The sequence below is a fragment of the Bacteroides sp. genome, from assembly GCF_028690125.1.
Lineage (GTDB): Bacteria > Bacteroidota > Bacteroidia > Bacteroidales > Bacteroidaceae > Bacteroides.
The window spans coordinates 120,526-133,257 of sequence record NZ_JAQVBV010000002.1 but is presented as its reverse complement, the minus strand read 5'-3'; the positions used below and the strand labels follow the sequence as shown (position 1 = coordinate 133,257).

Below are 12,732 nucleotides of genomic sequence, written 5' to 3'. Positions count from 1 at the left end.
AGGTAACTCAATAAAGAAATACTATAAGGTTTAATCTTGTATTGGATAAAGTGGATTGCCACTTTCGTCCACGTCAGTCCAATCCTTCACACTGACATTAGCAAATGAAACAGAATTCTCATTGACGATCGCTCTGAATAAATAAGAATTTCCTCCTTTCAAATTGCTGTTAGGCGGAGTTATTGAGGTAGTGTAAGTACGGGCTATATTTTCTCCATTCACCAGTAATTCCATAGTTAAAGTGATAGGATCGGAACTCTTTAAAGGAAGCATGATATACTGTATGGTAAAATCATTGATTCCCATTGCAACCGGACTATCAAAACCGATTCCGGAACTGATAATTCCGGTTGATAGATCCATAATAGATCCTGGCTTTGTTGGTGTGATGGTGGCAGATATTATTTTATTGAGAGTAATATTCTCACCTCCGTTTATAGTTACAACCACTTGTGTCGCAGCATGCTGAAATGTAATTGGAATGCTGATTTGCGAACTCGTCACATCTTGATGCAGTGCAGTCCACCAAAGATAATCTACTCCGTTGGATAATGGTTCGGATATCCCTTTGGTGAAAACAGGAGCCGGATTTTCGTTGTTACAGGACACGGCGTAGAAGCTGTAGACACTGTTGCTCAAATACATTTTATATCCTTGGATCCCGGTTAATACTCCGGGTGAAGAAGTAACATAATCTCCTTCTTCCACAGGGGCACCATTAATTGTATCTCTGGTATTAGCCTTGTATGCAGCCAACCAACTCTGTAATCCCCTGCCCATAGGTGACATGGCACGGGTTAAATTTCTACCTTCTATAGAGGCAGTAAAGGTAACAAGGCTTCTTTCCTGGACAGGATTTCCATTGTCATTGTCATCACTGCCTGAGTTCCCGTTATTATCTTTTCCGTCAGGAGTGATAACGTCAATATAGATATTGTTTTTGGAACACGATCCTAAGAGCAGTATTGCTAAGGCAGATACAGCTAAATACTTTGTAAGTAGAAACTTGATATTCATAGCCAGGTTCTTTTTGAAAATTAGTAATTGCCTTTATATACATTTCAAAAAGGATTTAGTTCATTTCAAAGGAATGTTTTTAGAATTCAGCCTCTTTTTCCATACATATTTTTTTCTGGGAAATAGGATGGCAAAATTCAATATATTCAGCGTGCAAATATAATCTGTCGGCTTTCTTTCCGTAAAGTTCATCTCCTATAATAGGACAACCCAGACCTTCCGGATGAGCGGCGTGTACTCGTAACTGGTGTGTGCGTCCGGTTAGAGGATAGAAGAGAATGCGGATGTATTTTTCTGAACTTTCTACTATCCGGTAGTCAGTAATTGCACTTTTACCATATACTTCGCTGACCATTTGCCGTGGACGATCCAATGGATTCGGGCAAAGAGGAAGCTCGATTCTTCCGTTTTTTTTTATTAACTTTTCAGATTTTCTACCGTCGAGTAAAGCAACATATCGTTTCTTAATGGTCCGGTTCTTGAATTGTGTCTGTAAGTGCTGGTGCACTTCTTTGCTCTTGGCAATGAGTAACAATCCTGAAGTTGCCATATCCAGGCGATGAACTATCATTGGTCCAGTTGCAAGCGGATACTTTTTCCGCATATGCTGATAAACAGAGTTTGCTGTTTCAACTTTTCCCGGTACGGATAACATTCCGGAAGGCTTATTGACCACCACCAACCATTCATCCTCAAAAATAATCTCCAATTCCGTGTGAGAACATATATCAGCCGCAAGAGGATTTTCGTCTACATCCAATCCCTGCAACATATGTTTCAATATAGGTTCACATTTACCTTTACAGGAAGGATAATAATATCCATGATTTCGTACTTCCGTCTTAGGAGAGTTTCCCCACCAAAGCTCAGCCATTGCTAACGGCTTTAAGTGATGCAAATAAGCATATTGCAGCAATTTTGGCAATGCGCATTCACCTGCTCCGCCGGGAGGAACTTTATGTACGGTTTCTTTGAAAATTGCACAAAGATCTTTGATTTCTCCTTTGGCATTGAGCATTCGGAACTGTTCGAAAAGCTTCTGCTGCAAAGCGGCGGAACGTTCTTTTCGTTGAGTCTTTAAATGTTCTATTGCTGCTTCAAATGCAACAACTTTTGCTTTTGGTTCCTCTAATAACTTATTCAATTCCCGTTCCAGCCTTTTGAAATTAGCTTTCTGAAACTGGCTTTCTTTGGTAAGTACTGCTTGCTCTTCTTCAGAAGGAGGAGGAATAGATTGGCGTTTAAGTTCTCGTGCTTTTTTAGCTGTTTTCAACTCTGCTTTTGCACTGTCTAATGCATTTGCTGCCCGTTCCGTTTGGGCTTTTATCCTTTGTTTTAGATTTAAAAAGGTGGAATCAGACTCCAATTCTTTAATTTGTACATTCATATTGGAAATCTGTTCTTCCTCTATCTTGAAGAAACCTTTTGGTTGCAACAGATCATAAACGGGAGGTACAAAATAAGGATGCAGATTCTTTCCTGCCAGATTGCCGGAGAAAGCAGCCAGATAGCTAATTATTCCTTCATTATCTTCTACGATTAATACGCCGAACATTTTGCCAAGAGATAATTCTTCTTCCCATTCTTTATGGGTTTCAATATGTGCTTTCACTTCCTCTGCCGCCAATATACATAACGGATGCGGCGTATAATGGAAAGGATATGTGAATTTCTCCGGTAACGGAATGTGAGAAATCGGTTGGCTGAAAAAGTGGTTCATCAGTTCGTACATAGCTATTTTTACGAATACAAAAGTAAACTAAATCTGCGGAATTTGTTCTATATTTGTTTGACAGTTTAAAAGGAATCGAATAATCGTATGGAGAATAAACCGAAATTTGCCTTTGTGGGCAACAGTCATATGGCATTCTGGGCATTGAATATCTATTTTCCGCAATGGGAGTGTTTCAATTATGGTGCTCCCGGAGATGGATTATCCTATGTAGAATCATTTGATATGGATACATCCCACTGTCAGGTAGTTATTCAGTTTGGTGCTAATGATATTTATGAGTTGAATGAAGAAAATATAGATGACTATGTGGAACGGTATGTAAGAGCCGTACTTGCTGTTTCTTCCCTCAAAACTTATCTGTTTTGTATTTTTCCGCGCAACGATTACGATGATTATAGTACGGCAGTGAACCACTTTATTCGTATGCTTAATCAAAAAATACAGAATAAATTGAGGGCAACGGACATTATTTATTTGAATGTGTTCGATCAGTTATTGTCAGGCGGAAGATTAAATCCAGAACTGACTATTGATGATTTACATCTGAATGGGAGAGGATATAGTATATTAGCGGATGCTTTGAAACAGGCTTCTTACGAATACAATAAGTCTATTTTTTAGAATTGAGCTTTTGTCATTTATTTAGAGTCAAATCATTTATTTTTCCTATTTTTGCAGCCGAAAATTGAGATCTAATCTCCATAAAATAATAAAACTATGGCTAAAGTAATTATCAACTCGTATGAAGAATTTGAAAAACTGGTAGGACAACAAATCGGCGTTTCCGATTATGTAGAACTTTCTCAGGAACGTATTAACCTTTTTGCTGATGCAACTTTGGATCATCAATGGATTCATGTAGATACAGAACGCGCTAAGGTAGAAAGTCCTTATAAAAGTACCATTGCTCATGGTTATCTCACCTTATCCATGCTTCCGTATTTGTGGAATCAGATCATTCAAGTGAATAACCTAAAGATGATGATCAATTATGGTATGGACAAAATGAAATTTGGTCAAGCGGTGATGTCTGGTCAGAGTGTTCGTTTGGTAACTACTTTGCACTCATTGACGAATCTGCGTGGTGTGGCAAAGGCGGAGATCAAGTTTGCTATTGAGATAAAAGACCAGCCTAAGAAAGCATTGGAAGGAATAGCAGTATTCTTGTATTACTTTAATTAAATGATGAAGAAATAGAAATTTAATCTTCATGATATTTTAATACTATGCGGATAAATGCAGGTTGCACATACTTAATGAGCTGCATTTATTCGCATAATTTGTATAATACTATCGATCTGATCTTTTACTGCCACTTTAGTATTTCTTTCTGCAAATGTATTCTTTTTGAGTTGCTATGAAACGAGCTATTGAAGATTTCGCCATTTGGTTTTATGTTTCTAAGCATTATCCTTAAAAATTTATAGTAAATTATTCGTTGTTTATTAGAATCTTTTTACATTTGGGGAGTGAAAACTATTGTAGTAATTCTTTGAAAACATGTTTGATATACTCTTTTATTTTGATGAAGATGATTATCGGAAGGTGAATCCGGAGGAAGATGGAAATTCGATTGTCCACGTTATCAAGAAACGGTTTGATGATGTAGCTACTTTCCATTATACCACGAACCAAGATAAAGACGGGGCTTTGGTGGCTAAACTGCAAATGACTGATGTGGTTGTTGTTTACCTGTCTGATAATCTATTTAATCCTTCCGACGTGAAAGCTTTGCAAGTTATTGTTGAGAATGATGAGAATTATCAGTACTGGGTTTTGCCGATTTTAGTTTCCGAGATTTCCAGAGTAACAAGAAAACGAATTCCCGGACAGATCTGGGAGTATAATATATGTCCGGACAATACTCATCCGCTTTCTGGTTTTAAAGATTCAGTTTATGAAAAAGAATGTATCTGTATTATTGAGTTGATAGATTCTTTTCTTACTGAACTGAAAACGGAAGAAGACTTGTATAAACAAATAAATGATAATGAAAACCAGACACGACTCAAACTTTGTGAATCTTATCTCAGCAACTCGAAATATAGAAAGCATCGGGAGCAGGTGAGTAAACAAAAAGAAGATATCAAAAAGGAAATAGAGAAAGAGAATGCTTGGAGTGATGCGGAACGGAAAGGTACGATTCCGGCTTATTTGAATTATATAAAAATGGTCACCCGAAAAGGCGGGAAAGACAATGACAATAAAGTAACTTTAGCCAAAGAACGTATTAGGGACCTAGAGAAGAAAGTTGTTGATCTTTACCAGAGCAAACCGGAGAATGACAACAGAAAACTTTGTGAACTGATTCATAAAATCGGTGAAATTCATTCGGAAGGTGATAGTTATAATAATCTGTGCCGGGAAGTGTTGCGGTATATGGAGGTCCGACTCGCTGCAATCAAAGGAAAGGAAACGGAACTGAATTTAAAGGAGATATTAGAAGAATTCCCGTTGGATATTTCAAAACCCCTTTCAAAAGAACTAAAAAAACTCATAGAAAGTATCAAACAGGATCTTAAACAAATTGAAGAAAAACATATAAATGAGCTTAGAACAGAGTATAATGATCTGTTGATTTTAGCGAAAGTTAAAAGAGAGACGTATGGGTTGATTACTTTTCTTGAGCGTAATCCTGATTGTCCGTTCCGTATGGAGGTTGAAGAAGATATTCGTGTGCTAACTCCGAGAGAGGGGATTCACAAGCGGATAGGACATTTCGTGGGAAAATATTATGTCTCTATTCTTATTATTCTGTTTACTGTTGGTACTGGTGGGTACTTTTTAGCTAGGAGTTTTTGGATTAATCCTAGATATTATGATCCTTTGCCACAGATTACTTTGAATATCGACACGATTGTGAACCATTCGACTATCCGATATCTTATGTCTGTTGATGAAAGTAATGTTTTTCGTTATTATTGGAGTGACACACCTCTTGCTTTGGGAGGAGATGAGTGGATCAGGGATGCCTTGAAAGCGGAAAATAACGAAGAACTAAAACTTATAAACCGGAGCTTGTCTCAAAAGGAAAACGGTAAGGCTTACTACTTGTTGGCAAGACGATATCAATATAATGAAGATAGTGTGGCGTTTTACATGAATAAGGCATTGACTTTTCATGAACCATATGCGGAGTTTTGTATGATTATGAAACCATATAAGGATTTGCCATATGTTGATTACAATAGTGTGGAAGTGATGGAGTTAGTGAAACAACTGGAACTGTTGGCGCAGAAGAATATTCCTGAAGCTGCTTTGGTTTTAGGAAATTATTATTATGTAAAAAAACAACAGGATAAAGCCGAAAAGTTATATGAGAAGGCTGCCGAGGGAGGACATCATAAGGGTTGTTGGAATTTAGGATTTCTTTGTCTGGAACAGAAAGATACCTTGAATGCGCTCGACTATTTTCATAAGGCTTTTGAAATTAATAAGAAAGAGGAGTCTCATGGCTATACATTAGTTAAACTTTTATTGTCAGGAAATCGTACTTTGTCAAAAGATTCGTTGGCTTTTCACACACTTTCTCGCTTGGGGGTGACACCAAATTCGATGGATAGATATAAAGATTGGTATCATTTATTGTTAGCAACAATGCATTTGCAGGGAGTCGGTACGGCACGGAAGGATACAGTAGAAGCGTTACGTTATATGCGGCAAGTGAATACTGTGGAAGGATTGTATAATGCAGGATATATGACTTTGCACGGATGGGGAAGAGAACCGGACAAGAAAGAGGCTTTCAGGTTATTCAATGCTGCGATTGAGAAAGGAGTGAAGAAAGATGATATAGATTTCCGTAAGAAGGTGCTTTACGCGATAAGTTGTTGTATAGATGCTTCGGAAAATGATTTAAATAAAACACTTATGCACTTAAATGAAGGAATGAAGATGGGATGCCGGAAGTGTGCTAATAAGTTAGGGATTTTTTATTCTTCTGAGAAGTATTTTGATGTACAGAAATCAATAGAATGCTTTGAATTTTCAATGACTAGTGATAAAGATAATCCGGCTTCTGAATTTGGTTGCTATAATCTCGGAAGTTTGTATTACTATGGTTTGTGGAGAACACCTTTTAAACGATTCCCTCACAATAAAAGAAAGGGAGAAGAATTGTTGAAGAAGATGGATGATCAGGATCTTGCTAATCTAGTGTTGAGTAATGACAAATGGTGGAATAAATATGATGGATGGCTATGGTAAGGATTTTTGTTAGTTATAGGCATGTTAATTCAGAATGGGTGTATGTGGATAAGTCTGTTGAACGGACCGGACCGAACAAACATACTCCTTTAATCGGCCAGTTGCAGAAGGCTCTTGATGAAGATGTGGAGTTTTGGTTTGACCGGGAAGGTTTGAATGTCGGGCGTTTTGATAAGGTCATCAAGGAGGCTATTGATGGTTCGTCAATCGCTTTGCTTTTGGTTTCGGAAGAATTTACCTGGAAGAATGATTATATAATGACAACTGAACTGCCGTATATTGTAGAACGCTATGAGGCAGGTCTATTGGGCATTTATCCGGTTTATATTTCGAATGTGTCAAAGCCCGGCTTGAAAGCTTTGGAAGGAGCACTTCCACGGGAAATTTTTGAAAAGTTGGCACAACAGGTTTCATTAGAAGATATTTATTATAAGGTTTCTTCAAAGCTGAATCAAGGATCGGGAATAGACGGGGTAGGCAATCATAGAGAAAATTTCGAAAGACAGGATGGGAAATATCTTTTTGATCAGCAACGGTTGAGAATCATCAATGAGTTGAGTCAAATGATTGGTGTCTATGCAGAGGAAGAGGGACTATATAACCAAATAATATCGGGAAATCTGGTGGAAGACTTGTGCTGTCGTTATTTAGACAAATATGAGAACGGTAGATGGAGAAGTAAAGTAGTACACAGATTAGAAGAATTGAGGGATGACCGGGAATTCAGACAACTCATGGAAGGAAAGCCTACTCCGCACGAATTGAGACAGTTCTTGAAGAGGAGTGTAAGAGAAAGAAACAGGATTGAAGTGGATAGTGAATTGGAGATGTTGCATAACAGGGCTTATGATGCCTTAGACGATGAACATATCATCCATTACATTCACTTCCTGACAGATTTTCCGGATTCGAAAAAGTATGATTCTGTAAAGGAGAGACTGAAAAAGATTATAAAGGAGCAAGTCCCGCAATTAGTAGCTGGAAATGATACGCGCTCGCTCGAACAGTTCTTGACTACTATTCATCCTATGAAAGAGGACTTTGCCAAAGAAATCAATAAGGTGAGTTGTAAATTGGCTGAGTTAAAGCAGAAAGAGGAACAGCTTGATAATCTCATGTTTAGAAAAGCTAAGAAGAACGGGTCAATTGAGGCTTATCGTGATTACATTAGCAAAGGTTACCAACTTCATATAGAAGAAGTGAACCGTAAGGTGGATGAATTAGTGTCCCGGCAAATGAAACGTCGTAAGTTGGTTGTGGGTGCATCTCTGCTAATTCTGCTCCTTGTTGTGGGTATTTGGAAGGTATATACATACCAGAGAAGCAAAGTTACGGTAAATCTGCTTACCAGTGAATATCCAGCCTGTACCGAAAACTTCAGGGAGTCTTTTTTAGTTTATGAGATTTATGGAGGCGGTGGATATGCGAATTGGTTGGGAGCATATCCTGATGGGGGGGCTTGGGGAAATGTTATTTCCAGTAAAGATACGCCTTGGTTTGACGAACGTATTGAAACGGCAAATGCTTCATTTCAGAAGTCATTGTACAAGACAGTTTTTAAAGAGAAAAGGAATCCCATAGCCATGTATAATTGGGCTATTATGAATTATTCAAGAAATACGGAAAACAAAGAATATACTTATTGGATGAAAGAAGCTGTAAAGATGAATTTTCCGTTGGCTATTACGGAACTCGTTCTATCTCAATATGCTTATAAAGATGATTACTCAGAAGTAGATGAAGTCTTAACAACATTGGACAAGGCTTCAAAACTAGGTGACGGAAAGGCTTCATATATTTGTGGACGACTGTGTCAGAAACTTAAGAATGATGAGGATAAGGCTAAGTCCTATTGGTTGGCTTCTGCACAACAAGGTTTTATCTATGGAATTAGAGAATACTTGAACAAGACAAAGAATTTTGCATCTGTATACTGTATGTTGAAAGAGATTGTGGATGGAAAAATACATATATTGAGGAAAAGTGACGAAGATATTTTTACTGTTCTTTCCCAGTTGGCAATGACACAAAAAGATAGTATATCTGCTTATCAATATGCATTAAAACGTAACGAGGCGAAGTATTCTTATTCAACTGACCGTTTAAGATTAGCCTGGATGTACTTTAGAGGGATTGGGGTTCAACCTGACAGACAGAAAACGATAGAGGTTTTGAAATCAAACTATAAAACAGACTTAAATGATGAAGATATAAATTATTTATTAGGCTTTTGTTATTTGGAACAGCAGGAAACAGACAGTGCTTATGTCCATTTTGTACGAGTTGCGGATAAGATCGGTGAGTATACAAGTGATAAAAAGAAGGTTTGCGGATATATGGCAGGACGTGTTGGATTGGAGCATCCCAAGGATGATCAGGTTGTGAAAAACGCGTTGATTTATATGAAAAATGCAGCGGAGGCGAATTTCTTACCTGCAAGATTTTATATGGCTTGCTTGTATGCAGAAGGAAAATATGGGTTAAGACGAGATGTGGATTATGCACTTAAGGAGTTTGAAGAAATCGGGATGTTACAGAAAAATGGTGATTACAGAATGTATGCTCTTTATAATGCTGGCATGATTTATGCTTACGGGGCGTTCGGGTGTAGTAGGGACCTTAAACGAGGAAAAGAATTACTGGTGGAAGCCCGTAGACCGGTAGGAGGGAAGGGGTTGAAACTGGCAAATGAGGCGCTGAAAGAATTACAATAAACAAACAGTATCATATCATCTAGAAAACACCCCAATGATATATGTGACCCATGTAGATATATCAATGGGGTATTTTTAAGGTAGATTTTAGAATATTCTTTTCGTAGTCTAATCTTTTAGCTTTATTTTTTTAGAGATGTTTCGTATAACAGAGGCAATTGCAGGAGACATTCGTTCTTCTTTAGCTATTTCTATCGTCATCCAAAACTCCTTCAATAGTTCCGGAATTGGTTGGCAAAGTTTATAGGCCAGTTTGATACATAAACTTTGTATACCCGGTGGTTCTTGTTTGGAAAGCATATGATTCAGGCAGAAATCCAGAAAATCTACTCTAGAAGCGTCTTTAAAAGATTGCTTTTCCAAGAGTTGCAAAAGAATTCGCCGTTTCCCGGAATGCGGACAACGTAGAACTTCATTGATAAGCTCTTCCTGTTTACCTTCCAGCCATTTTCTTTCGGAAGGGGGAAAGTGGCTACATGTCCAAAGAGCCTGATAAGATATATAATTGTCTTTATCAAAGATCAGTTGATAAAGTTCTTCTTTACGTGAGTTGTTATATTTGATCTGATAGATCAAGGAATGGATATCTTCTATATGAAAACGTTTACTTAGCTGGTTAGCGAATGGAGTTGTGCGAGCCATATGCAGAATTGGGAAAGGCTTACCGGAAGGGTCTGTTGCATCACGTCCGATAACATCAAATCCTCTGTTCAGATAAAATTGCAATGCCTTTTCGTTTTGTTCATTTACATCGACCTTTGTTATCTGTTTTGTGTTTACGGCGAAGTCAATCAACAGTTTCCCATATCCATTTCCTTGTGACTCTGGGTGAACAAACAACATTTCAATTAATTCATCACTAAGTCCCATGAAAGCAACTATCCGGTTATCTTTGCAGCGTATGATATACAAATCTACGACCGGTAGATATTGTTTTCGCACCAATGGCTTGTAATATTGAATATCTTCTTCCGTCAGGAAATGATGAGTGCTGCGGACTGAAGCTTCCCATAACAGAATCAGTTCGTCATAATCTTGTGTAGTTGGTTGGGAAATCATATCCTTTTCTTTTTGTTTTGGGGGATTATAGTTCAACTCGTGTGACCGTATAAAGTATTTGTTGTTTGGTTTTGCAAAGATAGTTTTTTGTAGGGATATTTAATATCTGGATTTGTCAATCATCCTTAAAGAGACGAACAAAATTAGAATGAATAGGTTTTAATTGCCTGAAATCAATATTAAAAAGTTATGGATCACTCTGTATTAATTAATGGAGTATTAATCTTCGATGGAATAAATGAGAAAATTACAAAAGGAAATGTTTTAGTGGAAGGAAGCCATATACAGAAAATTTCCGAATTTTCGATTTCTCCCGAAGGAGCAATGGTGATAGATGGAAAAGGTAAGTTTCTTATGCCGGGACTGATTGACGCTCATTGGCATTCATATATGTCATGCAATACTATGATGGATTTGCTAACGGCAGACAACGCTTATACGCAGTTTAAAGCCGGGCATGAAGCCGGAAGGACATTGTTGCGCGGATTTACTACCATTCGGGATGCGGGCGGTCCGGTTTTCGGATTGAAACGTGCGATTGATGAAGGAATACTTTTGGGACCAAGAATCTATCCGAGCGGTTGTATCATTTCACAAACCGGAGGTCATGGTGACTTTAGAGCAGTTTATGAGGAACCTCGTCCATTCGATTGTTGCGGATTGACACATACGGAAGAAATTGGTGCTGCGATTATTGCAGATGGAGTAGATGCCGTTACGGTAGCTGCCCGCAACAATCTGCGTTTGGGAGCCAGTCAGATTAAATTAATGACAGGTGGGGGAGTAGCTTCGCTTTACGACCATTTGGAAGATACCCAGTATTTTGAAGAAGAAATCCATGCGGCAGTAAAGGCAGCAGAAGATGTCGGTACTTATGTGATGGTTCATGTATATGTACCAAGGGCAATTTCCCGTGCTATCCATGCCGGAGTGAAAAGTATCGAGCATGGTCATTTGATTGATGAACCGACTATGCAGCTAATTGCAGAAAAAAAAGTGTGGTTGAGTATGCAACCCTTTACGTTGGAAGATAATACATATCCGACAAAAGAGCAACAGGCGAAACATGAGATGGTAGTTCAAGGTACGGACAAGACTTATCAATTAGCTAAAAAATATAAGGTGAACCTTGCTTGGGGGACGGATTTGCTGTTTAATCCAGCTAATACAGTGAATGAGAATCAGGGAATTTCAAAATTACAGAAGTGGTTCAGTAATTTTGAAATTTTAAAAATGATTACTCATAATAATGCAAAGTTACTAGCTCTTTCAGGTGCACGAAATCCTTATCCGGGTAAATTAGGGGTACTTGAAGAAGGAGCATGGGCGGACATGATTCTGGTAGAGGGTAATCCTTTGGACGATATTACCCTCTTGGTAAATCCGGAAAAGAATATCCTTATGATAATGAAAAACGGGCAGATTTACAAGAATACTTTGTTATCGGGCGAGTAAATAATAACATTGGTGGTCATAAATTTGTCCATTATATATCAGTTCTGCCTGATGAAGTATTCCCTCATAGATAAAACCGTTTTTTTGAAGAACATTCTGTGAACGCTCATTATGCGGATAACAATTTGCTGTAATTAGACTGATTTTTATTTTTGTAAAACTATATTCAAGAACGGTCTGTACTGCTTCTGTCATATATCCGTGTCCCCAATGCAATTCGTCGAGCCAATAACCCAGCATACGAGCCTGTGGGTTTTCTCGTTTCGGATCGGGGACAATTCCGATAGAGCCAATCAACTGCTGTTTTTCTTTCAGTATGATTGCCCATATATTTTCTTGTCCGATAAAGACTGTTTGAAGAATCTCTTTCGATTCTTCAAACGTTTCATGTGGCTTCCATCCTGCATTATTTCCTAAATTCGGATTTTGGCAGCAAATGAAAACTTGTTCTGCATCGTTTTCAACAAAAGGACGGAGTAATAAACGTTCTGTATGAAGAGTAGGTGATTCAATATTCTCTGATTTCATTTTTTTGAGTTTTTGTTT

General features: G+C 38.0%; 8 protein-coding genes and 2 pseudogenes. 5 read left to right on the top strand and 5 right to left on the bottom strand.

Annotated features, from left to right (window positions below):
* Nucleotides 1–30: 30 nt before the first annotated feature.
* A complete protein-coding gene (locus PHO71_RS02110) occupies nucleotides 31–1,017 on the bottom strand; it encodes a fimbrillin family protein (RefSeq protein ID WP_300198212.1) in 987 nt (328 codons plus the stop codon).
* A 79-nt stretch (nucleotides 1,018–1,096) separates the two neighbouring features.
* Nucleotides 1,097–2,737: a pseudouridine synthase gene (locus PHO71_RS02105; RefSeq protein WP_300198645.1), complete on the bottom strand. Its 1,641-nt coding sequence runs from the start codon at nucleotides 2,735–2,737 to the stop codon at nucleotides 1,097–1,099.
* A gap of 99 nt (nucleotides 2,738–2,836) precedes the next feature.
* On the opposite strand from PHO71_RS02105, the gene PHO71_RS02100 reads away from it, so the two are divergent.
* The 4 genes from PHO71_RS02100 (at nucleotide 2,837) to PHO71_RS02085 (ending at nucleotide 9,672) form a co-directional block, all read left to right on the top strand.
* Nucleotides 2,837–3,373 (top strand): GDSL-type esterase/lipase family protein, encoded by a 537-nt coding sequence (locus PHO71_RS02100; protein WP_300198209.1) that lies wholly within the window; start codon nucleotides 2,837–2,839, stop codon nucleotides 3,371–3,373.
* Nucleotides 3,374–3,469: 96 nt separating this feature from the next.
* On the top strand, nucleotides 3,470–3,934 hold the full coding sequence (locus PHO71_RS02095) for a MaoC family dehydratase (RefSeq protein ID WP_300198206.1): 465 nt from the start codon (nucleotides 3,470–3,472) through the stop codon (nucleotides 3,932–3,934).
* Nucleotides 3,935–4,252: 318 nt separating this feature from the next.
* On the top strand, nucleotides 4,253–6,958 hold the full coding sequence (locus PHO71_RS02090; RefSeq protein ID WP_300198203.1) for a hypothetical protein: 2,706 nt from the start codon (nucleotides 4,253–4,255) through the stop codon (nucleotides 6,956–6,958).
* Nucleotides 6,952–9,672: a hypothetical protein gene (locus PHO71_RS02085; RefSeq protein ID WP_300198200.1), complete on the top strand. Its 2,721-nt coding sequence runs from the start codon at nucleotides 6,952–6,954 to the stop codon at nucleotides 9,670–9,672. Before PHO71_RS02090 ends, PHO71_RS02085 begins: the two co-directional genes overlap by 7 nt.
* A gap of 108 nt (nucleotides 9,673–9,780) precedes the next feature.
* Here the strand turns inward: PHO71_RS02085 and PHO71_RS02080 are convergent, their stop codons facing one another.
* Nucleotides 9,781–10,314, bottom strand: coding sequence for a hypothetical protein (locus tag PHO71_RS02080; protein ID WP_300198642.1), 534 nt, complete (start codon nucleotides 10,312–10,314; stop codon nucleotides 9,781–9,783).
* A gap of 51 nt (nucleotides 10,315–10,365) precedes the next feature.
* Nucleotides 10,366–10,731, bottom strand: a pseudogene (locus PHO71_RS02075) (GNAT family N-acetyltransferase); the annotation flags it as partial.
* Nucleotides 10,732–10,920: 189 nt separating this feature from the next.
* Here PHO71_RS02075 and PHO71_RS02070 point away from each other — a divergent pair.
* Entirely contained in the window at nucleotides 10,921–12,186 is a 1,266-nt protein-coding gene (locus PHO71_RS02070) for an amidohydrolase family protein (RefSeq protein ID WP_300198198.1), read from the top strand.
* Here the strand turns inward: PHO71_RS02070 and PHO71_RS02065 are convergent.
* A pseudogene (locus tag PHO71_RS02065) lies at nucleotides 12,184–12,720 on the bottom strand (GNAT family N-acetyltransferase); the annotation flags it as partial. The gene PHO71_RS02070 and the pseudogene PHO71_RS02065 sit on opposite strands and share 3 nt — an antisense overlap.
* Between the last annotated feature and the right edge of the window lie 12 nt (nucleotides 12,721–12,732).

What these genes read in the sequence shown, in the direction of transcription:
- PHO71_RS02085 (WP_300198200.1), top strand. Translation starts at nt 6,952, where the DNA reads ATGGTAAGGATTTTTGTTAGTTATAGGCATGTTAATTCAGAATGGGTG.
- PHO71_RS02110 (WP_300198212.1), bottom strand. Translation starts at nt 1,017, where the DNA reads ATGAATATCAAGTTTCTACTTACAAAGTATTTAGCTGTATCTGCCTTA.
- PHO71_RS02105 (WP_300198645.1), bottom strand. Translation starts at nt 2,737, where the DNA reads ATGAACCACTTTTTCAGCCAACCGATTTCTCACATTCCGTTACCGGAG.
- PHO71_RS02080 (WP_300198642.1), bottom strand. Translation starts at nt 10,314, where the DNA reads ATGGCTCGCACAACTCCATTCGCTAACCAGCTAAGTAAACGTTTTCAT.
- PHO71_RS02070 (WP_300198198.1), top strand. Translation starts at nt 10,921, where the DNA reads ATGGATCACTCTGTATTAATTAATGGAGTATTAATCTTCGATGGAATA.
- PHO71_RS02100 (WP_300198209.1), top strand. Translation starts at nt 2,837, where the DNA reads ATGGAGAATAAACCGAAATTTGCCTTTGTGGGCAACAGTCATATGGCA.
- PHO71_RS02095 (WP_300198206.1), top strand. Translation starts at nt 3,470, where the DNA reads ATGGCTAAAGTAATTATCAACTCGTATGAAGAATTTGAAAAACTGGTA.
- PHO71_RS02090 (WP_300198203.1), top strand. Translation starts at nt 4,253, where the DNA reads ATGTTTGATATACTCTTTTATTTTGATGAAGATGATTATCGGAAGGTG.